Here is a 21,062-nt window from a genome sequence, read left to right as displayed (position 1 = left end):
GGTCGGGTACTGCCTGGTCTGGTGCGGTCGAGTCGGGCACGTCAGGCCTCACTTTCATCTTGATCGGCCGCAGCGGCGGCCGGACCGGAATTCGTGGCTGCAATGGTTCGGATCGAGTCGACGAGGCGAGCACGATCATTCGGATCGATGATGCGAAAGAAACTGTCGACGGCGCGGCGGTCCCAGGTATCGTCAGCGGCGCCGGTGCCCTCTGACGAGTTCAGACGCCAGGACAGGCGCACGAGTCCGTCAGTTTCGACCGCCCGGTCGATGGCGACCTGGGCTGCGCCCACCGCGTCGATGGCGCTGGCCGGAACGAAGACCGGCTGGTTACCGTCGAGGTCGAGTGTCACGCCGGACCCGGTCACCGTGAGGGCGGCGCGGGCGCGAAAGCCCAGGCCGGGGATCGCGAGCCGCTCGAGTGGCGCATCGCGCGGCGTGGTCGCCACATAGTAGGCCTCCGCCACGGCGAGCGCGACTCCGGCGGCGCTCGAAATCGGGTAGCCGGCGGTGAGCGCGGCATCCCGTCGGCTGCGCTTTCGCCAACTGCGCCACATCAGAATCAGAATCCCGAGCAGTACCAGCGCCGTGATGATGGCGGGAATGGACCTATCCATGAGTGACGACTCCGCTTCGGTGGCCGGTTATTTCGAGACTGCTCCGCACTGCGCCATCGAGCACCGTGGCATACCCGCAGTGGAATGTTGCCCGCACCTCGCCCGGCAGCGTCATCGACAGGTACGGCGAATTCGTGCTCGTCCCGGCGAGATCGGCGCGGCCGAACACACGCGTCGCGGCGGGGTCGTACAGGGTCAGCTCGGCTGGCGACCCGACCAAAATCGGATTGCCCTGGCCAGAGACCCTTCCGATGCGGGCCGGGGTGCGTGAGAGCACGCGTTCGATATCGGCCCAGTCGAGCAGCCCGGTCGTAACAACCGCAGCGTGCACGACCGAGAGGGCGGATTCCAGCCCGACCATGCCGTTGGCGGCGGCATCCCACTCGCAGTCCTTACTTTCGGCGGGGTGCGGAGCATGGTCGGTCGCGACGATGTCAAGCGTGCCGTCGGCGAGTCCGGCGCGCAGCGCCTCGACGTCTTCCCGACTACGCAGCGGCGGGTTCACCTTGAAGCGAGCGTCGTAGCCGCGCACGAGGTCTTCGGTCAGTAGCAGGTGGTGGGGAGTGACCTCGGCGGTCACGTTGATACCGCGGGCCTTGGCCCAGCGGATCACGTCGACCGAACCGGCAGTGGAAACGTGGCAGACGTGCAGGCGTGACCCGACGTGTTCGGCCAGCAGCACGTCGCGGGCGATGATCGATTCTTCGGCGACGGCCGGCCAGCCGACGAGTCCGAGTTCGCCGGACAGAGCGCCCTCGTTCATCTGGGCTTTTTCGGTGAGGCGCGGTTCCTGGGAGTGCTGCGCGATGACCCCGTCGAAAGCTTTCACATACTCGAGGGCGCGCCGCATGAGCAGGGGATCTGAAACGCAGAACCCATCATCGGAGAACACACGCACCTTTGCGCGGCTAGAGGCCATCGCGCCGAGTTCGGCGAGTTGTTTGCCGGCCAGGCCGACGGTCACCGCGCCGATCGGCTGCACGTCGACGTAGCCGGCGCTCTCGCCGAGGGCGAGCACCTGTTCGACGACCCCGGCGGTGTCCTGCGCGGGCAGGGTGTTCGCCATGGCAAACACGCTCGTGAAACCGCCGCGCGCCGCGGCGCGGCTACCACTCAGCACGGTCTCGCTGTGCTCGTAGCCGGGTTCGCGCAGGTGGGCGTGCAGGTCGACGAGGCCCGGCAGCGCCACGAGCCCGTTCGCGTCGATCACGCTGGCGCCGCTCTGCGACAGCCCGGTGCCCAATTCAACAATGCGGGCACCGTCGAGACGGATGTCGGTGCCCGTGCCGTCCGGCAGGGTCGCGTCACGGATCAGCCAGCGCTGATTTAATCCGTCAATCGACATTCTTTGATTCCTTCCGATCACCGGATAAGAGCAAATAGAGTGCGGCCATCCGCACGGAGACACCGTTCGTGACCTGTTCGAGCACGGTCGAATTAGCGGAGTCGGCCGCCGCCGAAGAGATCTCCAGACCACGATTCATCGGGCCGGGGTGCATAACAATGCTAGCCGGACCGAGCCGACCGAATCGCGCGTCGTCGAGCCCCCAGACCCGGGAATACTCGCGGCTGCTCGGAAAGAAGGCCGCGCTCATCCGTTCGGTCTGGATGCGCAGCATCATCACGACGTCGGGCCCGGCATCGATCGCTCCGTCCAGATCGAAGCTGAATCGGGCCGGCCAGAGCGACGTATCACTCGGCAACAGGGTGGGCGGGGCAACGAAAGTGACCCCGGCACCGAGCGTGGCGAGCAGCCACAGGTTGGAGCGGGCAACCCGGGAGTGCAGCACGTCGCCCACGATCGTGACGCTGACACCGTCGAGGCCCTTGCCCCGGGAGGCGTGGCCGTGGATACGGCGGCGGATGGTGAAGGCATCGAGCAGTGCCTGGGTGGGATGCTCGTGGGTGCCGTCGCCGGCATTGATGATGCCGGCGTCGATCCACCCACTCGCGGCCAGCACCGCCGGGGCACCGGACGCCGGGTGGCGGATGACGACGCCGTCGGCTCCGATCGCGGCGAGCGTCTGGGCGGTGTCTTTCAGGCTTTCACCCTTCGACACGCTCGACCCCTTCGCGCTGAAGTTGATGACGTCGGCGCTGAGTCGCTTCGCCGCGGCCTCAAATGAGATGCGGGTGCGGGTGGAGTCCTCGAAGAACAGGTTGACCACGGTCTTGCCGCGCAGGGTCGGAAGCTTCTTGACCTCGCGCTGGGCGACATCCGCCATGTCCTCGGCAATGTCGAGCACGTTGATGGCCTCGTCGCGGCTGAGATCCTTGGTCGAGAGAAGATGCCTCATCGGTTGCTCCCGCCATCGATCGAGACGAATTCGTCGCCGTCGATCTCTTCGAGGTGAACGTTGATGCGCTCGTCGGTCGCCGTCGGCAGGTTGCGGCCGACGAAATCGGCACGAATAGGCAGCTCACGGTGACCGCGATCGACGAGCACGGCCAGGCGCACGATGGTGGGGCGCCCGTGGTCGCCAAGTGCGTCGAGCGCGCTGCGAATGGTGCGGCCCGAGTAGAGCACATCGTCAACAAGCACGACCGTGGCGCCGTTGATACTGCCGGGCACCTCGGTGCGCGTCGGGGTGCGGGTGCGACCGTGGGCGAGATCGTCGCGATAGAGCGTGACGTCGAGCGATCCGACCCGCACCGCCGTGGCCGCCGGTTCGATGCGTTGGATGATTTCGGCGACGCGACGGGCGAGAATAACGCCGCGGGTGGGAATGCCGAGAATTACGAGGTTGTCCGGGCCCCGATTGGACTCCAGGATCTCATGGGAGATTCGAGTCAACGCGCGAGTGACGTCAGCCTGAGTGAGCACAATGTGCGCCAAATGCCGACCTCCTTCCCCGTCTCACAGGACGGATTATTAAAGGATGTCTGATTTGATTCAGCTTAGCCGGTGGCTCGTGCGTTTAAACACGTACCAAAAGAACTTGACCCCTGGTGTTAGGAGGCGTGGTGTCCCGAAGTACGAACCGGGACGCGTTCAAAGGCCACCTCGACCTGCTCGTCTGCTCCGTGCTCGCCGACGGGCCGCCGCATGGCGACGCCGTTATTGAGCAGCCGCGCACCCGCAGCGACGAGGTCTTCGATCGCGCCGAGGTCACCGTCTACCCGGTTCTACACCGCCTCGAACTCGCCGGGTACCTGACCAGCGCAGGGAGTGAGGTCGCCGTCCTGCGGAGAAAACCGTAGCCGAGTACACCCTGACTCGCGAGTATTTGCGCGCCGTTGAGGTCGGTGTGCACGACCAACCGGATACCGCCAACCTGCGCGATGAACTGAGCGACAAACTGAGCGACGTGCGAAGGCGCCCCCCTCGGGACTGGAACTCAAAACGTACTGCCGGGCATGGTCTGGCCGACCCTGACCATCGCGGTCGTCGTCACCGCATTTGTCGTTTCGAGCGCAGAGACAAACCGCAGATTCAGGAATTGTTCCAAGCCATCGCTCTGCCAGCCGTGTGTCTGGTCTCTGCCGCCGGAAATATCTCGATTGTGATGCGCCTGCACGCCGTCACCGCCACGCAATCCAATCGCGGCCCGCTCATCACGGCCTGGTCGATTTAGAAAACAGCGGCGACGAAGGCGGAGAATTCGGCTGTGTCGGTGAGGCTGCCGGTGTAGAGCGTGCCATCAACGAGCACGGTCGGCGTGCCGGAAACGGCCGGGATCTCGGCTCCGTCGATCGGCCCGGTCAACGCAGCCTCGGTGTTCTGCTGCGACCAACCTTGGTAGGCCCCGGCTTCGACGCAGCCGGCGATGCTGACAGCACCGGTCGAGAGGTCGGCGAGTTCCCCATTACTGAGCCCGGCCGTTTCTTCAAGCGGCTGATTGCCGAACAGCGCCGACAAAAATTCGAGGGTCTGATCGGGGTTCAGCGTGGCCTGGCAGGTCAGGGCCGAAGATGCGCGGCTGGAGTAATTGGTACCCTGGGACAGCCGGTCGAGAAAGGTGAGCGAGTGCACCCGGAGGGTGATTACACCGCTCTCCACACCGGCGGCCAGCAGTTCACCGTTGGCCTTCTCGAACTGGGCACAAAACGGGCACATCGGGTCGACGTATTCATCCACGATGACCGCGCCGGTACCGAATTCGAGATAGCCAGCATCAAAGTTGGCGGCACCCAGCACACCCGTCGGCAGCGGCGCCGCCGATTCCGGTGCTGAGCCCGAGTTGGACGAGTCCGGGTTGGACGAGCCCGAGTTGGACGAGCCCGAGTTGGACGAGCCCGACCCTGCCGCCCAAAAAAACGCTCCGATAGCGGATGCGAAAACAATAGCGAACACGACCAGAATTGCGAACACGGCCGTGGCGATGTACCCGATGATGAGACCGGCCAGGGCGAAACCACGGCCCACTTCACCACGTGCACGAATCTGCCCGAGCGCGATGTGGCCCGTGATGATGCCGACGAGGCCGATGAAGAACGACGACACGAACGACACGATGGCCAGGGTGTTGGTCTTGGGTGCCGTCACAAATGGCACGGTCGACCCGCCCAAGGGCGGTACCGGCACGGACGGACGCGACTGAATAGGCTGCATCGGTGGGTTCGGTGGATCGCGGGGAGCGTCGGGTCCGGTGCTGTCCATGTGCGTGTCCTTTGGTGACTTCGAGGCGAGCCCGGCACGGGCCGGGTCCACTCGTCGGGCTGACGGGCCGACGGGCTGACGGGCCGACGGAGAGTCAGGCTGACGGAGCGGTTTGGGAGATCTTGCCGAGTAATCCGTTGACAAAGCCGGCCGAGTCATCCGTTGATAGAATCTTTGCTGCCTCGACGGCTTCATCGATCGCGACGGCGTGGGGAACCGCGTCGTTGTAGAGAATCTCCCAGATGCCGATGCGCAGTATGGCGCGATCGATGTTGGGCATGCGGGCGAGCGACCAGCCCTGCGAGTAGGTCTCAATCAGTTCGTCGATCTCTTCGCGGTGGTCCACGACTCCGTCGACGATTTCACGCGCGTACAGCCAAGAGGCGAGACGTGCCGGCTCGCTCGCGGCTCGCTCGGCTTCGGTCGCGAGCGACTCCGGAATGCTGATCTGACGCACATCGGCCGCGTACAGAATATCGATGGCACGCTTGCGAGCCTTGGTACGTGCACTCATTCGTTGACGCGACCGAGATAGTCGCCGGTGCGGGTGTCAACCTTGACCTTGGTGCCCTGCTCCAGGAACAGCGGAACCTGAATCTGGTACCCGGTCTCCACGGTGGCCGGCTTGGTGCCGCCGGTGGAACGGTCGCCCTGCAGGCCCGGCTCGGTATAGGTGATTTCCAGGGTGACGGATGCCGGCAGCTCGACGTACAGCGGGTTGCCGTTGTGCAGTGCCACGGTCACGGCCTGGTTTTCGAGCATGAAGTTGCTCGCATCGCCGACGACGGCGGCGGACACTGTGATCTGGTCGAAGTCAGCGACGTCCATGAAGACATAGGCGTCGCCGTCGTTGTAGAGGTACTGAAAGTCGCGGCGATCGACGTTTTCGGTCTCGATCTTGGCGCCGGCGTTGAACGTGCGATCAACGGTTTTGCCCGAGACAACGTTCTTCATTTTGGTGCGAACGAAGGCGCCACCCTTGCCCGGCTTGACGTGCTGAAACTCGACGACGGCCCAAAGCTGGCCATCCATGTTGAGTACGACGCCGTTTCTGATATCAGCGGTAGAAGCCATGGGAGGGGTGTTCCATTCAATTGATAAGGTGCTCGGGTGCAAATGGCACCTCAAAGAGTCTACGTGCCGAAGCCTCAGGCTCCAAAGGCACGACCGCGCCGGTTGGTCACGGCGCGGTGACGAAGTCCAGGGCCAGCCGGTAGGAGTCGAAGCCGAGGCCGGCAATAACACCGGTCGCGATTGCGCTCACCACACTCGTGTGGCGAAACGTCTCGCGGGCGTGCGGGTTGGAGATGTGCACCTCGATCAAGGCCAGGCCAGCCTTCGTGACGAGGGCCGCAGCGTCCCGCAGCGCATAGCTGTAGTGAGTGAACGCTGCGGGATTCATGATGACGGGCATCCGCTCGTCAACGGCCTCGTACAGCCAGTGGATCAGCTCTGCCTCGTCATCGGTCTGCCGCAGGTCTATGCTCACGCCGTCGCGAGCGCATGTGACGAGCAGCGCGCGCAGGTCGTCCAGGTTCGCCGACCCATAGACATCGGGCTCACGACTGCCGAGGCGCCCGAGGTTCGGACCGTTCAGAACCAGCACTGTACTCATCCTCTCAGCCTAGGCCGTAGGACCTCGCCGAACGGCCTGCGCCGCTCAGGGGCGGAGCACGACCACGCCGTCGTCGTGCGCGACAAACAGGCCGGTGATGCGCATGAGCTTGCCGAAGGATTCTGCCAGTTCGGCGGCCCAGGCCTGATCGGGAGCGGTGAGGGCGGCTGTCCCCGGCCGCTCCAGCGTGACGATGATGCTGCCGCCCGGAGCCTCCTGGGCCAGGAGATCGTTGATTCTCACAGCGAAGGGCCGCACCGAACCGGGTTCGGGTCGCAGCGGAATGCCATCGAGGGGTATCAGCAGTGAGAGTTGTTGCCCGTGGGCATCGAGGAGCATGAGCCAGAGCTGCCGGCGAATGGCGTGGCCGACCAGGTCGAAAACCCGGGCCCTGGCCTGTTCCACGGTTGTCACACGCGGGGCATCTTTGATGTTCAGTGTCATTGTCATGAGGCCAGCATGAGCGAATGCGGCAGCAGCGACCGGTTATCCACAGAAAAATCTGAGAAGCCGGGGCTGTGGATAATCTCCGGTCCACGGTCACGGGAGAAATGCCGCACAGGCGGCTGTGAATGCTCGTCGCTCCAGCCGCGCGACGCTGCCGTACCCCTAGAATGAAAATCCGAGGGGGCCGCGGCCGCCTCGCCCGACCAATGCTGATCGGAGGCAGACGCTGATGGGACACGGCTTGAAGAGTACGTCGTCGGTTCCGTCCGGCCCCGCCCGCGAGGCCCTGGTCGCCCTGGAACGGGCCCACGAATCCGCCGTCAGCGACCGGGTCTTTCAGACCGGTGTGCGTAAGCTCGTGCAGGATTCCTGGCGGCGTTCGCTATCCCTCAGCATTAACCCGGCGGGCGTGGCCCCCGAGCGGGCGTTGACCGACGCCGAACTGCGCGACCTGCGTAACCAGCATCCGCTCGCCGCCGTGTTGCCCGTCGTGCACAACCTACTCATTCGCCATGCCCTGGACGCCGAGTTGCTCGTCGCCATCGGCGACGAATCCGGTCGGCTGCTCTGGATCGACGGTGACCGGGTGCTGCGTCGCCAGGTCGAGGAGATGCTGTTCGTCGAGGGTGCCGACTGGTCGGAAGGCCACGTCGGAACGAGCGCGCCGGGCACCGCCCTGGCCCTGGACCGGGGCATTCAGATTCGACGGGCGGAACACTTCAATGCCCTCGCGCATCCGTGGAGCTGCACGGCCGTGCCCATTCACGACCCGGACACCGGCAAGATCCTCGGCGTGATCGACATTACCGGCGGCGACCAGGCGGTCGCGCCGCAGACGCTCCCGCTCGTCGAAGCCGCCGTCGCGGCGATGGAGGCGGAGTTGCGCATCCAGCGTCTCGACGGTTATCGCCTCGGAGCATCCACCGAGAGGGATGCCCGCACCCCGCGCCGCGCGAGCATCGCCCTGCTCCCCGCGCCCAACCGAAACGTCGTACCGGTCGGGTTCGGCGTGCTGGGCAGCGACTACGGACACCTCGAAAGCGGCGGGATGGCCGTGGATGTGAGCCCGCGTCACGCCGAAATTCTCACGCTGCTCGCCTGGCACCGGGAAGGGCTCTCCGCCGACCGGCTGGCCTTTCTGCTCAGCGACCAGACCGGCAGCGGTCACGCCAACGGCGTCGACACGCTGCGCGCCGAGATGGTGCGGTTACGGAAGGTCCTGGAGCAGGTCAACCCGCCGGTTTCGATCGGTTCCCGGCCGTATCGACTGCAGTCCCCGCTGGAACTCGATGCCCAACGGGTGCTGGCATTTCTGGAACGCGGAGCCCACCGCGTGGCCCTGGCCGCCTACCGTGGGTCGGTTCTGCCCAACTCGTTCTCTGCCGGAATCATCGATATTCGCACCGAGGTCAGTGCGCGACTGCGCGAGGCGATGCTGACCGATGCGTCCGTCGACCTGCTCCTGGAGTATGCGCGATCCGAAGAGGCCACCTACGATTCCGAGGTCTGGCGCGCCTGCCTCGAACTGCTCCCGGCCCGCTCCCCCAAACGCGCCACGGTCGTCGCCCGGTTGAAGCGCATCGACGACGAGCTCGGCGCCCGGCGCAATTCTTCAAAACGCTGACGCAACGTGCTCGCTCGTAGCGTTATAGTCACGAGTCGCGGCCCGTCGTTCTGACGTGGCCACGCGACCTCATCGGACGCGGTCGTCGCACAGCAGTCGACAACGCAGTCGCCAGAGCAAACACCAACGCCAACGCCAACAGCAACGACTCCGAGTTTGCTCTCGCGGCCGGCGTCCGGTCCCGCAACGGCAACGTCGCGGACCCTACCGGTCGCGACGTTGAGGCAGGCGGCATCTGGGTAGACAATGACCACACCTATCGGGCCGGCGCTGCGTTCGGCGGCTACAAGAACTCCGGCATCGGCCGCGAGAACAACACGCTCGTGCTCGGCCACCACCAGCAGGCCAAGAACCTGCTCGTGTCCACCTGCGAGAACGCGCGGGGCTTCTTCAAAAACGGATGCCGGGCATCCGTCCGTCGGTTCCTGGCGTGTTTTGCGCGCGGAGGTCGACCGATGGTGCCTCGCAACCTTTTGCAACCTTTCTTTTTCTACGCTGGTGCTACCGCAGAACGCGGACCGACACCGTCGTCGAAATAGGAGTGACATGACCGTCTATGCAGCCCCGGGAACACCCGGCTCCACAGTTACCTTCAAGTCTCGGTACGAGAACTGGATCGGTGGCGAATGGGTCGCCCCCGTCAAGGGCCAGTACTTCGAGGACATCACCCCCGTAACCGGCAAGCCGTTCGCCGAGGTCGCTCGTGGAACCGCTGAAGATATCGAATTGGCCCTCGACGCCGCCCACAAGGCCGCACCGGCCTGGGGCAAGACCAGCCCCACCGAACGCGCGGCGGTACTCAACAAGATCGCCGACCTGATCGACGCCAACGTCGAGATGCTCGCCGTGGCCGAAACCTGGGACAACGGCAAGGCCGTGCGGGAGACGATCAACGCCGACATTCCCCTCGCCGCCGACCACTTCCGCTACTTCGCTTCGGCGATCCGCGCCCAGGACGGCGACCACGCCCAGCTCGACGGCGACACTGTCTCGTACCAGTTCCACGAGCCGCTCGGCGTCGTCGGCCAGATCATTCCGTGGAACTTCCCCATTCTGATGGCCGTCTGGAAGCTCGCCCCGGCCCTTGCCGCCGGCAACGCGGTCGTGCTCAAGCCGGCCGAGCAGACCCCGGTCTCCATCCTTGTGCTGATGGAACTCATCGGCGATATCCTCCCCCCCGGGGTGGTCAACGTCGTCAACGGATTCGGGCTCGAGGCCGGTAAGCCGCTCGCCTCGAGCAACCGCATCCGCAAGATCGCGTTCACCGGTGAAACCACGACCGGCCGTCTCATTTTGCAGTACGCCTCGGCCAACATCATTCCCTCAACCGTTGAGCTTGGCGGAAAGAGCCCGAACATCTTCTTCAGCGACGTCGCACAGGAGAAGGACGCCTTCTACGACAAGGCCCAGGAAGGCTTCGTGCTGTTCGCCTTCAACCAGGGCGAGGTGTGCACGGCCCCGAGCCGGGCGCTGCTACAGAAGCCGATCTACGACAGCTTCCTCGGCGACGCTGTCACCCGCGCCCGAAAGATCATCCAGGGTAACCCTCTCGACACCGACACCCAGATGGGCGCGCAGGCCAGCAACGACCAGCTCGAGAAGATCCTCTCCTACATCGACATCGGCACCAAGGAAGGCGCCAAGCTGGCCCTTGGCGGTGAACGTGTCGACCTCGGCGGCGACCTCACCGACGGCTACTACGTACAGCCGACCATTTTTGAGGGTCACAACAAGATGCGCCTGTTTCAGGAGGAGATCTTCGGACCGGTCCTCGCCGTGACCAGCTTCACCGATTACGACGACGCCATCTCGATCGCCAACGACACCATCTACGGTCTCGGCGCCGGCGTCTGGTCCCGCAACGGTAACGTCGCCTATCGGGCTGGCCGCGACATCCAGGCCGGCCGGGTCTGGGTCAACAACTACCACGCCTACCCGGCCGGCGCTGCGTTCGGCGGCTACAAGAGCTCCGGCATCGGCCGCGAGAACAACAAGCTCGCGCTCGGTCACTACCAGCAGACCAAGAACCTGCTCGTGTCCTACTCCGAGAACAAACTGGGCTTCTTCTAACCGCCCGGTCTGCACGATCTGACCGGCGGCACTTCCCGACGGGTGGGAGTTCTGCCGCAGGTCTGGCACGGGGGCTGCCAACGACGTAACGTCGTAGGCAGCCCTTTTTTGTCACTCCACTGCTCCGTAGAAAGGTCCGTCAATGTCGACACCCACAATCACCGCGTCGGTCACGATCGCCGGCGAAACCGTTCCCCGGGTCGAGCTCACCCCGGTCGCAGTCGATCTGCTCCGCAGCCTGTGGGAGGAGCACGGCCCGCTCATGTTCCACCAGTCCGGTGGCTGCTGCGACGGCAGTTCGCCGATGCTCTTCATGGCCGGCGAGTTCATCACCTCTGACCAGGACGTGCGCCTGGGCCAGTTCGACCTGGCCCCGGCCGACGCACCCAGTCAGCCGCTCGACTTCTGGATGTCAGCCGAACAGTTCAACTACTGGAGCCACACTTTTCTCACGGTCGACGTCGTGCCCGGCCGCGGCAGTGGATTCAGCGCCGAAGCACCACGCGGCGTTCGCTTTCTCATCCGCTCGGAGCTCATGACCACGATGACCCCGTTCGCCGCGCCGGCCGACACCGACCGGGTCGACGCGGATGCCGCACACCCGCCAGCCCCAGCGCCCGTTCCTTCCTAGCGGCAGTTTCATCCCAGCGCCCATTCCTTCCTCGCGGCCGTTCCCGCCGGACAACCGTTCGGCGCGAAGCCCGGCGGCTACTGGCCGATGGCTTGGTATGCGCTGAACAGCAACGAGGCGTCCGGGCCCTCGAGGATGGTGGGCTTGCCCACATCGTCGAGCACGACGAAGCGCAGCATGCCGCTGCGGGTCTTCTTATCACGCTGCATCGTGGCGAGCAGGGTGGGCCAGCGACCCACCGGGTAGCTGGTCGGCAGGGTCAATGATTCGAGGATGTTGCGGTGCCGGTCCACGACCTCGACCGAGAGCCGGCCGCTCAGGGCGGCCAGTTCCGCTGCGAACATCATGCCGACGGCGACGGCCGCGCCGTGACGCCAGCCGTAACGTTCGGCGTGCTCGACGGCGTGGCCCAGAGTATGGCCGTAGTTGAGAATCTCGCGAAGGCCGGCCTCCTTGAAGTCCTCCCCCACGATGCGTGCCTTCATTGCGATCGACAGTTCTATGAGCCGACGAAATTCGGGGGTTGTCGGGTCGGTGGCCTTCTCCACATCCGCTTCGATGATGTCGAGAATCTCGGGAACCTGAATGAAACCGGCCTTGACGATTTCAGCGAAACCGGCGAGAACCTCGTTGCGCGGCAGCGCATCGAGCAGGTCGAGGTCGCACACTACGGCGGCGGGCGCGTAGAACGTGCCGACGAGGTTCTTACCCTCGGCGGTGTTGATGCCGTTCTTGCCGCCGATGGCCGCGTCGACCATACCGAGCACGCTCGTGGGAATCTGCACGAGCTTCACGCCCCGCAGCCACGTGGCCGCCACAAAGCCGGCGAGGTCGGTGACGGCGCCGCCGCCGAGGCCGATAACGGCGTCGGTTCGACTGAAGTCGGATTGCCCCATGACACCCCAGCAGAAGGCGGCGACCTCAACGCGCTTGGCGGCCTCGGCATCGGGAATCTCGGCGAGCAGCACCTCGGAGTATGTCTCCAGCAGATTGTCGCGCAGGGCGACCGCTCGGGCGCCGACGGTGGAGGTGTGCACGATGAGTACCTTGTTGACGCCGCCGCCCAATTGCTCGGAAACGGTACTGACCAGGCCACGCCCCACGCTGACCGGATAGCTGTCGATCCCGGTCACGGTGATCACGGTGGTTGCGGGCTTTTCGGTCATCTCGTTCATCTCGGTAATCTCAGTCATCTCGCTAATCTCAGTCATCATTTCTTTCTTTTATCCAATTCACGATCTCGTCGGCAATGCCACTGATGGGTCGGTTGGAGGTGTCCAGGCGAATTGTCGCGAGAGCTTCATAGGTGGGGCGGCGCAGGTTGTAGATGCGTTCCCAGTCGGCGATCCCGCCGGCCAGGAGCGGCCGTTTAGTGCCGCCGAGGCGCGCCTGTACGGCTGCCGTCGTCACGCTCAGGTAGACAACGGTCGCGTCTTCGAGATCGGCCTGGGTGTCGGCGTGCAGCACCGCTCCCCCGCCGAGCGAGACAATGGCCGGCTCACCGAGCGACCAGTCCACGACTTCGCGCTCGATGATGCGAAAGTACTCCTCGCCCTCGCGAGCGAAGATCTCCGGGATCGGACCATAGCTCTCGACGATGCGTTTGTCGGTGTCGATGAAGGGCACGCCCAAGCCGCGGGCCACCCGGCGCCCGATCTTGGTCTTGCCGGCGGCCATCGGACCGATCAACACGATCGGGAGCAGCGAGTTATGCAGGGTCAGCATCATTTCAGCCGGCTATTAATCACAGCGAGGCGTCGCTCGACGCGCCGGTACGCAGGTTGGCGGGAATGTTGGCGAGGTACGAGTCGAGGTTGCGACGGGTCTCCCCGATCGAGTCGCCCCCGAACTTCTCCAGCACCGAGTTCGCCAGCACGAGCGCCACCATGGCTTCGGCGACGACACCGGCAGCCGGAACCGCACAGACGTCGGAGCGCTGATGGTGCGCCGGTGCCGGCTCGCTCGTGGCGACGTCAACCGTGCGCAGCGCCCGCGGAATCGTGGCGATCGGCTTCATGCCGGCACGAACGCGCAGCACCGTGCCGGTGCTCATGCCGCCCTCGGTGCCGCCGGCTCTGTCGGTGACCCGCTGAATCGCGCCTTCCGCCTGCACGAGTTCGTCGTGGGCGGCCGAGCCGCGGCGACGGGTGGTTTCGAAGCCGTCGCCAACTTCGACGCCCTTGATCGCCTGAATTCCCATGAGGGCAGCGGCGAGCTGCGAATCGAGGCGGCGGTCCCAGTGCACGAACGATCCGAGGCCGGGGGGAAGGTTGTAGGCGAGCACCTCGACGACGCCACCGAGGGTGTCGCCGTCCCCGTGCGCGGCATCCACTTCAGCCACCATCAAAGCGGATGTCGCGGCGTCGAAACAGCGCATCAGGTCGGTGTCGAGGGCGTCGACGTCCCCAGGCTCGGGCAATGGCGTGCCATCCGGCACGCGCACCGGGCCGATGGCGATGGTGTGGCTGACGAGCTGAATTCCCAGCTCGTTCAAAAAGGACCTGGCCACAGCGCCGAGCGCCACCCGCGCAGCGGTCTCTCGGGCACTGGCCCGCTCGAGCACCGGGCGGGCGTCGTCGAAGCCATATTTCTGCATGCCGGCCAGGTCGGCGTGACCGGGCCGGGGCCGGGTCAGGGGTGCTCCGCGGCCACGCGCAAACGTGGTCGGGTCGACCGGTGCGGCGCTCATCACGTCGACCCACTTGGGCCATTCCGAATTGCCGATGCGCAGGGCGACCGGACCGCCGAGGGTGAGACCGTGACGCACACCACCCGAGAGGGTGAGCTCGTCCTCTTCAAATTTCATACGGGCGCCGCGACCGTAGCCGAGCTTGCGGCGCGCCAAATCGAGACGGATCAAATCAAGGGTGACCGGGATTCCAGCGGGCAAACCCTCGACAATGGCGATGAGTTCGGGGCCGTGAGATTCTCCGGCAGTGAGCCAACGAAGCATGCTTCCTATCTTTCCACAGGGTCACGGGTCAGCGCGCCGCGCATGGCCGCGAGCACGGCCGGCTCGTCGGGCAAAGGCTCGAACGGGTCGTCGGTGACGAAGACCCGCACCTGGATGAGCGCCTGGTGCAGCAGCATGCCGAGGCCGTTCAGCACGGTGCCGCCGGCCGCCTGCCACGAGGTGGCGACCGCGCTCGGCCACGGTGAATAGGCGACGTCGAACAGGGCGGCCCGTTCCCGCAGTTCAAGCGGCAGCACCGACGAGAGCACGGTCCCCCCGGGAAGGGTACTGATCACGATGTCGCTGTCGACGCGGGTGACTCCGCTGAAGTCCTGCAGGTCCACCACCACTCCGAGCGACCGGCCGAGCAGGGCGAGCGGCTGCGCCTTCTGCGGGTCACGCGCGAGCACCGTGACAGATTCGGTGCCGAGTTCGGCCGCCGCCACCAGAGCGGATGCCGCCGTCGCGCCGGCTCCGAGCAGGGTCACGTGCGCCGCCCGGGTGACACCGCTCTCGGCCAGTGCGCGCACCAGACCCACAACATCCGTGTTGTACCCGCTGAGCCTGCCACGACCGTTGATCTTGCGCACCAGCACCGTGTTGACCGATCCGGTCAGCTGCGCCACCCGATCGCAGTCGTCAATGAATGGCAGCACCTCCTGCTTGAGCGGCATGGTGAGGGACAAACCACGCCATTCCGGCCCGATCCTGCTCAAGAACATCGCCAAGGAACCGGATTTCACCTCGACGGCGTCATACGACCAGTCCAGGCCCAACTGCCGGTAGGCGGCCCGGTGCAGCATCGGTGATCGGGAATGTTTGATCGGACAACCGAGCACCGCGAGCCGATTCGATGTGGGACTATCCATATTCGGGGTGCTCCCTCATCCAGTTCTGCCAGACCACAACCGCAGCATCGTGTTCTGCCACGGTAGCGGAGAACACCGTCTCACCGGTGTCGAGGTTGACGGTCACGAAGAACAGCCAAGGTCCGTCGACCGGGTGCAGGGCGGCATCAATCGCGAGGTCGCCCGGGTTGGAGAGGGGACCGACGACCATGCCGGGATGCACGTAGGTGTTATAGGTGTTGCCAGCATCGGCGCGTTCGGCGTCGGTGGTGGTCACGAGGTGGGTATTTCCGGTGCCGTAGGCGACGGTCGCGTCGGACTGCAGTAGGCCACTCTTCCACTGGGCAGGGTCGAGACGATTGAGGAAGACTCGCGAGACCTTGTAGTAGTCGTCGCGCAAGCCGGCCTCGCGTTGAATCAACGAAGCGAACACGATGGTCGACCAACGGTCCTCGGCGGCGACTCCGGCCGAGTCGAGGGCATCATATTGCCGGTTCACCATGGTTTGCAGGGCTGTCTGGGCGGTGTCTCCCGGCAAGAACGTGTAGGTGGCGGGAAAGAGAAAACCCTCGAGCGTGGTCGCTTCGGGGGGCAGTCCAAACACGGCAACGTTGGCCGCGGCGGCCTGCAGGTCGGCGAGGGGAATGTCGGTTCCCTCCGAGATCGACTGCAACACATCGACGGCCGCGGTGCCCTCGGGCACGACCACGGTCTGGCTCAGTCTCGTGTCTGCATCGAGCAGGGCATCGAGGGCCGTGCTCGCGACCATTTTCGTCTTCAGCTGGTAGGCGCCGGGCTGGAACACCGGTTCCGGTGCCGTCTGCAACAATATCTTGTAGAACGCATCGAAGCCCTTCACTACGCCCTGGTCAACGAGCGTGCGGGCGATATCCGAGCCGCCGTCACCGTCGTGAATCATGACGACCACGTCCTCACCGGTGGCCGCTTCCCCGGCGGTGAAATCGGCCGGTCCCTGTGTGGCCGCGATGATCTGAGAGATCGGGCCCTGAAGAAAGAAGACGACGCCGGCCACGAGCGCGGCGAGCACCACGAAAACGATCAGGCAGCCCCAAGCGCCCTTCCGACTCCGCTTCTCCCTCGGGGGTTCGTCGGCGAGAAGCGAGCGCCGATTGGCCCGGCTGCGGCCGAGGGCACCGCTCTCGTGAGCAGTCAGATTCGCCGTCAGAAACGCGGTGGCATCGGTCGCGGGAACGATGTTCGCGGTGGCGTTTCGTGGCAACAGCGGTGCGGCGGCCGCTCCGGCGGCCCGGGCCGGTTCAGCCGTGACCGGCCCCGTTGTGCCCTGCCCCGCAGCGGCCTGTACCGCAGCGGCCTGTACCGCGGCGGCCTGTTCCGCGGCGGCCTGCCCCGCGGCGGCCTGTTCCGCGGCGGCCTGTTGCGCGCGCAACTGACGGCGGCTCGGCAGGGGCTCTTCCGGGGTGGAACTCGGCACGGTTACGGCCTCTCGGTCGGTTCGACGGACAAACCTGGCGGTCGCCCCGAGGCACGCTCACTGTCGAGGGCGTGTTGCAGAATGATAGTCGCGGCCACCTGATCAATAACTGGCCGTTGCGTTTTGGCTGAGCGACCGGATGCCCGCAACGCCGACTGCGCCGATACGGTGGAGAGTCGTTCGTCAACCAGACGCACCGACACATCAATCGTTCGGGCCAGCCGCTCGGCGAAATCGACCGCATCATCGGTCGACGCTGTCGTGTCTCCCGACAGGGCCAGCGGCAGACCCACGATAACCTCGACGGCGGCGAGCTCCAGCACCACCGCCCGAATGCGGGCAAGGTCAGTCACCCCAGCCTGATCGCGGTTGACGGTTTCCACCGGCGTTGCGAGCATGCCGTGGTTGTCGCTGCGGGCCAGGCCGATGCGCACCTTTCCGACGTCGACGCCGACACGCACCCCCGAGCGCATGCTGGGTACCGGGGCGACCTCGCCCGCCCCGGCCTCCGACCTGCCGGTCCGGGGCCGAGCGGGGGTGCCGTTGGAGTGCATCGTCAGCGGCTGATCGCCGCGACGACGGCCTGCAGCGCGGCCGGGATGGCGTCACCATTGGGGCCACCACCCTGGGCGAGGTCGTCCTTGCCGCCGCCGCCGCCGCCGAGAATTCCGGCGACGGTCTTGGCGAGGGCGCCGGCCCGGTGCCCGGCGTCCCTGGCGGCCTGGTTGGTCGCGATGATCACGACGGGCTTGTCGGCGGTAACGGCCGAGAGCGCCACGACGACCGCGTCGGCGCCGAGGCGCTCCCGAGTCGCAAGGGCCAGCATCCGCACATCGTCCGGGGATCCGAGCACGCCAAGATCTTCTGCGACAACAGTGACGGCGCCGACGCGGCGGGCCGTGGCGAGCAGAGCCGGAACGCGGTCGGTCAGGGCCCGGGCTTCGAACGCGGCGATCTTCTTCTCGGCCGCCTTGAGACTCGAGACGAGGTCACTGATGCGCTCGGGTAGCTGGTCTCGGGGGGTTTTCAAACTCGAGGTGATCTGCGACACGAGGGCTCGTTCGGCGGCGAGGTCGCGAAAGGCTTCGAGGCCGACGAGCGATTCGACGCGACGGTTGGTCGATCCGACGGAGGCCTCGCTGATCAGGTTGATCATGCCGATTTCAGAGCTGCTGCCCACGTGGGTGCCGGCGCAGAGTTCGCGGGACCAGGGGCCGCCGATGTCGACGACGCGCACGACATCGCCGTACTTCTCGCCGAACAGGGCCATCGCGCCGAGTGCCTTTGCCTCAGCGAGGGGCAGTTCCCGCGTGGTGACCGGCAGGTTGTCGCGGATGGCGTTGTTGGAGATCTCTTCGATCTCGGCGCGGGTCGCCGGTGAAAGCGCCTGGTTCCAAGAGAAGTCGAGGCGAAAGAACCCGGCCTTATTGTAGGAACCAGACTGATGGGCGTTCGGGCCGAGCACCTGGCGCAGGGCCGCGTGCAGCACGTGGGTGCCGGAGTGGGCCTGGCGGGCGCCGCGGCGCCAGCTCTCGTCGACCACGCTCGTTGCGCTGTCGCCCACGCCGACCTCGCCGGACTGGACACGCACCTTGTGGCTGATCAGGCCCTTGACCGGCTTTTGTACGTCGAGTACCTTGAGTTCGTAGCCGGGACCCACGATCAGGCCGGCATCCGCTTCCTGCCCGCCGGATTCAGCCCACAGTGCGGTTTCGGCGAGGATGACCTCGGCCGTCTCGCCGGCGACCGCGCTCGTGGCGGACTCGCCGTCAACGATGAGGCCGAGCACGCTCGACTCGTTCTGCAGGCCGTCGTACCCGGTGAAGACGGTCTCGCCGAGGGCGCGGAAGGCACTGTAGACGCCCAGGTCAGCGAGGGTCGTCTTTTTGGACTTCGCGTCGGCCTTGGCCATGGTGCGCTGCTTGGTCATGAGAACGTCGAAGGCGTCTCGGTTCACGCTCAGGCCGGCTTCTTCGGCTATCTCGAGGGTGATCTCGATCGGAAACCCGTAGGTGTCGTGCAGCAGAAACGCTGTCGGGCCGGCCAGTTCGGTCTTGTTGGACTTCTTGGTCTTCGCCACGGCGAGGTCGAGAACGGCGCTGCCGCTCGCGAGGGTGCGCAGGAAGGTCTCTTCCTCGGCGAACGCGGCCTGGCTGATGCGCCCGAAGTCGCTTTTCACTTCAGGGTAGGCGGCGCTCATGGCGTCGCGTGAAGCGGGCAACAGTTCGGGCAGGCTGACGCTGTCGACGCCCAGCAGGCGCATGGCGCGCACGCTGCGACGCAGCAGGCGTCGCAGAATGTAGCCGCGCCCCTCGTTCGACGGCATGACACCATCGCTCATGAGCATGAGCGAGGAGCGCACATGGTCGGCGACGATGCGCATGCGCACGTCGTCGTCGTGGTTGGCGCCGTAACGTCGGCCCGACAGCGCTGCAGCGCGGTCGAGCACCGGGCGCACCTGGTCGATCTCGTACATGTTCTCGACTCCCTGCTTGAGAAAGGCGACGCGTTCGAGGCCCATGCCGGTGTCGATATTCTTTTTGGGCAGGTCGCCGAGAATCTGAAAGTCGCTCTTGCCGGTGCTTTCGCCGCGCAGGTACTGCATGAAGACGAGGTTCCAGATTTCGACGTACCGGTCGTCGTCGGTGGCCGGGCCGCCGTCGGCGCCGTAGGCGGGGCCACGGTCGAAGAAGATCTCCGAGCAGGGACCGGCCGGTCCGGGCTGGCCGGTGGACCAGTAGTTGGATTCCATGCCGAGACGCTGGATGCGTTTCTCCGGCACGCCGATCGCGCGCCAGTACCGAAACGCCTCGTCGTCGTTGAGGTAGATGGTGACCCAGAGGTCGCTCTCGCGAAAGCCGTAGCCGCCCTGGTTTTCCGGGGTGGTGAGCAGTTCCCACGCGAAGCCGATGGCTTCCTCCTTGAAGTAGTCACCGAAGCTGAAATTGCCGTTCATCTGAAAGAACGTGCCGTGCCGCGGGGTCTTGCCGACCTCTTCGATGTCGTTGGTGCGAATGCACTTCTGCACGCTCGTGGCGCGCGGGTACGGCGCCGGAACCAACCCGGTTAGGTACGGCACGAACGGCACCATGCCGGCCACGGTGAAAAGAAGGGTGGGGTCGTCGCTCACCAGTGACGCGGACGGCACAACGGTGTGTCCACGATCGGCGAAGAAGTCGAGCCAGCGCCCGCGAATGTCAGCAGTCTGCATGGTGTCCGTAGCTTTGGTCGTGCATGAATGTGTTGGTGCGGTGAATCAGTGTTGCGGTGAATCAGGGGTGCGATGACTCAGTGGTGCGACGAAACGGTGCCAGTGAAATCGAGCGGATGCCTAGGATGCGCCGGGGGCTGGCACGTCGCCTGCCGCGTTGGCGACGTCGCCCAGGGCGGTGTGCAGCTCCGCCTCGCGCTGGCGGTAGCCCTCAGAAATGGCCTCGCCGAACTCACGCGCCTTGGTGTCGAGTTCGGTGAAGAACTGCTTGCCCTGCTGGGTCTTGTTGACCTCGTGGGCGACCACGAAACCCGCGGCCACGCCGATGACCAACCAGATGACGTTCTTCATGGCTCTTCTCCCTGAATCTGCGCGGCCCTCGACCCAGTCAATAGAACCGAATTGAATGAAGCCGGGCACCGCTAGCCGAAGCTATCGATAAGTCGGGCGCGAGAATATCAACGCCGAGTCCAGAGTAGCCGGTCAACCCCGATTGCGCCCGGACCGCGGCCGCCCGGCGCGAAAGGCCGCCCGTACGCCCGCCGAGAACCCGGCGAGTTTGATCAGCGGCCCGCCAACCGTCGCCGCAAACAGCGCGACGAGCGCTGATACGTTGCCGGTGACGTCTGCGACGTTGCTCGTGATGGTGTCCACCCGCACCAACTGCTGGTTGGTGGAGCGGATGGTCTCGGTCGTCTCCGCGAGCACCGGGGTGATTCCCCCGCTGAGTTCGTGAATGGCCGCGGTTGTTTCATCGAACACTCGGCCGAGCTTGACCAGCGGAATGGCAATGATCGCGACTAAAATCGCGAACACCCCGGCGGCGATGAGTCCAGCAATATCTCCACCTGACACGGTGACTCCACTCAGATCGATGGGCTCCTGGGGAGCGCGAGTATGCAAAAGGGCGGCTAACCCCCCGGGGGTACCCCCCACACCGGAACCGGTTTGAACACCCCCAAAGGGATAGCCAAACCGGGCGGAGTGTTTTTT

The 21,062-nt window shown here is 65.4% G+C and carries 22 protein-coding genes and 2 pseudogenes; 6 read left to right on the top strand and 18 right to left on the bottom strand.

Annotation, left to right across the window (positions count from 1 at the left end; translation table 11 throughout):
* Positions 1-41: 41 nt before the first annotated feature.
* From LH475_RS14335 to pyrR, 4 genes are read right to left on the bottom strand one after another with little or no spacing between them, the layout of a single operon-like run.
* Positions 42-617, bottom strand: a complete 576-nt coding sequence (locus LH475_RS14335; protein WP_196845056.1) for a hypothetical protein — start codon at positions 615-617, stop codon at positions 42-44.
* A complete protein-coding gene (locus LH475_RS14330; protein ID WP_196845057.1) occupies positions 610-1,962 on the bottom strand; it encodes a dihydroorotase in 1,353 nt (450 codons plus the stop codon). Before LH475_RS14330 ends, LH475_RS14335 begins: the two co-directional genes overlap by 8 nt.
* Positions 1,952-2,914, bottom strand: a complete 963-nt coding sequence (locus LH475_RS14325) for an aspartate carbamoyltransferase catalytic subunit (RefSeq protein WP_196845058.1) — start codon at positions 2,912-2,914, stop codon at positions 1,952-1,954. The genes LH475_RS14330 and LH475_RS14325 overlap by 11 nt, the downstream gene beginning before the upstream one ends.
* On the bottom strand, positions 2,911-3,453 hold the full coding sequence (pyrR, locus tag LH475_RS14320; protein WP_196845059.1) for a bifunctional pyr operon transcriptional regulator/uracil phosphoribosyltransferase PyrR: 543 nt from the start codon (positions 3,451-3,453) through the stop codon (positions 2,911-2,913). The genes LH475_RS14325 and pyrR overlap by 4 nt, the downstream gene beginning before the upstream one ends.
* A gap of 128 nt (positions 3,454-3,581) precedes the next feature.
* On the opposite strand from pyrR, the gene LH475_RS14315 reads away from it, so the two are divergent.
* Positions 3,582-3,818, top strand: a complete 237-nt coding sequence (locus LH475_RS14315; RefSeq protein WP_196845060.1) for a PadR family transcriptional regulator — start codon at positions 3,582-3,584, stop codon at positions 3,816-3,818.
* A gap of 47 nt (positions 3,819-3,865) precedes the next feature.
* Complete coding sequence (locus LH475_RS14310; RefSeq protein WP_297414717.1) at positions 3,866-4,192, top strand: hypothetical protein; 327 nt, start codon at positions 3,866-3,868, stop codon at positions 4,190-4,192.
* Here LH475_RS14310 and LH475_RS14305 read toward each other — a convergent pair.
* The 5 genes from LH475_RS14305 to LH475_RS14285 form a co-directional block, all read right to left on the bottom strand.
* Positions 4,189-5,112 carry a thioredoxin domain-containing protein gene (locus LH475_RS14305; protein WP_297414715.1) on the bottom strand — a complete coding sequence of 308 codons (924 nt, stop codon included), beginning with the start codon at positions 5,110-5,112 and terminating at the stop codon, positions 4,189-4,191. The two genes, LH475_RS14310 and LH475_RS14305, sit on opposite strands and share 4 nt — an antisense overlap.
* Positions 5,113-5,311: 199 nt before the next feature.
* Positions 5,312-5,731 (bottom strand): transcription antitermination factor NusB, encoded by a 420-nt coding sequence (gene nusB, locus LH475_RS14300; RefSeq protein WP_196845062.1) that lies wholly within the window; start codon positions 5,729-5,731, stop codon positions 5,312-5,314.
* Entirely contained in the window at positions 5,728-6,291 is a 564-nt protein-coding gene (gene efp / locus LH475_RS14295; RefSeq protein WP_196845063.1) for an elongation factor P, read from the bottom strand. Before efp ends, nusB begins: the two co-directional genes overlap by 4 nt.
* Positions 6,292-6,397: 106 nt before the next feature.
* Entirely contained in the window at positions 6,398-6,832 is a 435-nt protein-coding gene (locus tag LH475_RS14290) for a type II 3-dehydroquinate dehydratase (RefSeq protein WP_297414712.1), read from the bottom strand.
* Between the two features lie 45 nt (positions 6,833-6,877).
* Entirely contained in the window at positions 6,878-7,282 is a 405-nt protein-coding gene (locus LH475_RS14285; RefSeq protein ID WP_196845065.1) for a hypothetical protein, read from the bottom strand.
* Between the two features lie 238 nt (positions 7,283-7,520).
* On the opposite strand from LH475_RS14285, the gene LH475_RS14280 reads away from it, so the two are divergent.
* The 4 genes and pseudogenes from LH475_RS14280 to LH475_RS14265 all read left to right on the top strand — a co-directional run.
* The gene (locus LH475_RS14280; protein WP_297414710.1) at positions 7,521-8,903 is read left to right on the top strand and encodes a GAF domain-containing protein; all 1,383 of its coding nucleotides are present in this window, start codon (positions 7,521-7,523) and stop codon (positions 8,901-8,903) included.
* 125 nt (positions 8,904-9,028) lie between these two features.
* Positions 9,029-9,295: pseudogene (locus LH475_RS14275) on the top strand (aldehyde dehydrogenase family protein); the annotation flags it as partial.
* A 154-nt stretch (positions 9,296-9,449) separates the two neighbouring features.
* On the top strand, positions 9,450-10,973 hold the full coding sequence (locus LH475_RS14270; protein WP_196845066.1) for an aldehyde dehydrogenase family protein: 1,524 nt from the start codon (positions 9,450-9,452) through the stop codon (positions 10,971-10,973).
* A gap of 142 nt (positions 10,974-11,115) precedes the next feature.
* Positions 11,116-11,511: pseudogene (locus tag LH475_RS14265) on the top strand (DUF779 domain-containing protein); the annotation flags it as partial.
* 170 nt (positions 11,512-11,681) lie between these two features.
* Here the strand turns inward: LH475_RS14265 and aroB are convergent.
* From aroB to LH475_RS14220, 9 genes are all read right to left on the bottom strand, one after another.
* Positions 11,682-12,770 (bottom strand): 3-dehydroquinate synthase, encoded by a 1,089-nt coding sequence (gene aroB, locus LH475_RS14260; protein WP_196845093.1) that lies wholly within the window; start codon positions 12,768-12,770, stop codon positions 11,682-11,684.
* Between the two features lie 37 nt (positions 12,771-12,807).
* On the bottom strand, positions 12,808-13,332 hold the full coding sequence (locus LH475_RS14255) for a shikimate kinase (RefSeq protein WP_297414707.1): 525 nt from the start codon (positions 13,330-13,332) through the stop codon (positions 12,808-12,810).
* A gap of 16 nt (positions 13,333-13,348) precedes the next feature.
* Positions 13,349-14,557, bottom strand: coding sequence for a chorismate synthase (gene aroC, locus LH475_RS14250; RefSeq protein ID WP_196845068.1), 1,209 nt, complete (start codon positions 14,555-14,557; stop codon positions 13,349-13,351).
* A gap of 5 nt (positions 14,558-14,562) precedes the next feature.
* The gene (locus tag LH475_RS14245) at positions 14,563-15,426 is read right to left on the bottom strand and encodes a shikimate dehydrogenase (RefSeq protein WP_196845069.1); all 864 of its coding nucleotides are present in this window, start codon (positions 15,424-15,426) and stop codon (positions 14,563-14,565) included.
* The gene (gene mltG, locus LH475_RS14240; protein WP_196845070.1) at positions 15,419-16,858 is read right to left on the bottom strand and encodes an endolytic transglycosylase MltG; all 1,440 of its coding nucleotides are present in this window, start codon (positions 16,856-16,858) and stop codon (positions 15,419-15,421) included. Before mltG ends, LH475_RS14245 begins: the two co-directional genes overlap by 8 nt.
* Positions 16,859-16,860: 2 nt before the next feature.
* Positions 16,861-17,331, bottom strand: coding sequence for a Holliday junction resolvase RuvX (ruvX, locus tag LH475_RS14235; RefSeq protein WP_196845095.1), 471 nt, complete (start codon positions 17,329-17,331; stop codon positions 16,861-16,863).
* An 83-nt stretch (positions 17,332-17,414) separates the two neighbouring features.
* Positions 17,415-20,069, bottom strand: a complete 2,655-nt coding sequence (gene alaS, locus LH475_RS14230; protein WP_196845071.1) for an alanine--tRNA ligase — start codon at positions 20,067-20,069, stop codon at positions 17,415-17,417.
* A gap of 120 nt (positions 20,070-20,189) precedes the next feature.
* Entirely contained in the window at positions 20,190-20,420 is a 231-nt protein-coding gene (locus LH475_RS14225; protein WP_196845072.1) for a hypothetical protein, read from the bottom strand.
* Positions 20,421-20,552: 132 nt separating this feature from the next.
* Positions 20,553-20,924 carry a DUF948 domain-containing protein gene (locus tag LH475_RS14220; RefSeq protein WP_196845073.1) on the bottom strand — a complete coding sequence of 124 codons (372 nt, stop codon included), beginning with the start codon at positions 20,922-20,924 and terminating at the stop codon, positions 20,553-20,555.
* Between the last annotated feature and the right edge of the window lie 138 nt (positions 20,925-21,062).

This window comes from Cryobacterium sp., assembly GCF_026786305.1.
Lineage (GTDB): Bacteria > Actinomycetota > Actinomycetes > Actinomycetales > Microbacteriaceae > Cryobacterium.
The sequence above is the reverse complement of the archived record's forward strand: the minus strand, read 5'-3'. Positions and strand labels throughout refer to the sequence as shown.

Excerpts from the sequence above, each read along its gene's own strand:
- LH475_RS14335 (WP_196845056.1), bottom strand. The coding sequence starts at position 617 with ATGGATAGGTCCATTCCCGCCATCATCACGGCGCTGGTACTGCTCGGG.
- LH475_RS14330 (WP_196845057.1), bottom strand. The coding sequence starts at position 1,962 with ATGTCGATTGACGGATTAAATCAGCGCTGGCTGATCCGTGACGCGACC.
- LH475_RS14325 (WP_196845058.1), bottom strand. The coding sequence starts at position 2,914 with ATGAGGCATCTTCTCTCGACCAAGGATCTCAGCCGCGACGAGGCCATC.
- nusB (WP_196845062.1), bottom strand. The coding sequence starts at position 5,731 with ATGAGTGCACGTACCAAGGCTCGCAAGCGTGCCATCGATATTCTGTAC.
- efp (WP_196845063.1), bottom strand. The coding sequence starts at position 6,291 with ATGGCTTCTACCGCTGATATCAGAAACGGCGTCGTACTCAACATGGAT.
- LH475_RS14290 (WP_297414712.1), bottom strand. The coding sequence starts at position 6,832 with ATGAGTACAGTGCTGGTTCTGAACGGTCCGAACCTCGGGCGCCTCGGC.
- LH475_RS14285 (WP_196845065.1), bottom strand. The coding sequence starts at position 7,282 with ATGACAATGACACTGAACATCAAAGATGCCCCGCGTGTGACAACCGTG.
- LH475_RS14270 (WP_196845066.1), top strand. The coding sequence starts at position 9,450 with ATGACCGTCTATGCAGCCCCGGGAACACCCGGCTCCACAGTTACCTTC.
- aroB (WP_196845093.1), bottom strand. The coding sequence starts at position 12,770 with ATGACCGAAAAGCCCGCAACCACCGTGATCACCGTGACCGGGATCGAC.
- LH475_RS14255 (WP_297414707.1), bottom strand. The coding sequence starts at position 13,332 with ATGATGCTGACCCTGCATAACTCGCTGCTCCCGATCGTGTTGATCGGT.
- aroC (WP_196845068.1), bottom strand. The coding sequence starts at position 14,557 with ATGCTTCGTTGGCTCACTGCCGGAGAATCTCACGGCCCCGAACTCATC.
- LH475_RS14245 (WP_196845069.1), bottom strand. The coding sequence starts at position 15,426 with ATGGATAGTCCCACATCGAATCGGCTCGCGGTGCTCGGTTGTCCGATC.
- ruvX (WP_196845095.1), bottom strand. The coding sequence starts at position 17,331 with ATGCGCTCGGGGGTGCGTGTCGGCGTCGACGTCGGAAAGGTGCGCATC.
- alaS (WP_196845071.1), bottom strand. The coding sequence starts at position 20,069 with ATGCAGACTGCTGACATTCGCGGGCGCTGGCTCGACTTCTTCGCCGAT.
- LH475_RS14225 (WP_196845072.1), bottom strand. The coding sequence starts at position 20,420 with ATGAAGAACGTCATCTGGTTGGTCATCGGCGTGGCCGCGGGTTTCGTG.